1 pseudogene is annotated in these 256 nt (G+C 42.2%); it reads right to left on the bottom strand.

The annotated features are described in order from the left end of the window. Positions 1-256, bottom strand: a pseudogene (locus tag ACFINC_RS11545) (hypothetical protein); the annotation flags it as partial.

Below are 256 nucleotides of genomic sequence, written 5' to 3'. Positions count from 1 at the left end.
ATTCCGGGTATCGATCAAAATTGTCTCTTCATCTTGAATAAGAGCATTCCAATCTTCAGGCTCCACATAAGTCCCAACAACTTTTAGCGGATCAACCCCTTCAACGCCCATTGTTACAATTTCCTTTTTTAACCGCACTTTCATGCGATGAAAAGGCATTTTTGATGCCCATGAATATTTAATCTCCGGCGTTTGAAACGCTGGCACAGCCGTAATAAAATCGATCAACGCCTCAATCGCTTCACAAGAACCAGCA

The organism is Bartonella sp. AP58NXGY, from assembly GCF_042195785.1.
Classification (GTDB): Bacteria; Pseudomonadota; Alphaproteobacteria; order Rhizobiales; family Rhizobiaceae; genus Bartonella.
Note: the sequence above shows the minus strand (reverse complement) of the source record. Positions and strands in the feature narration are given on the sequence as shown.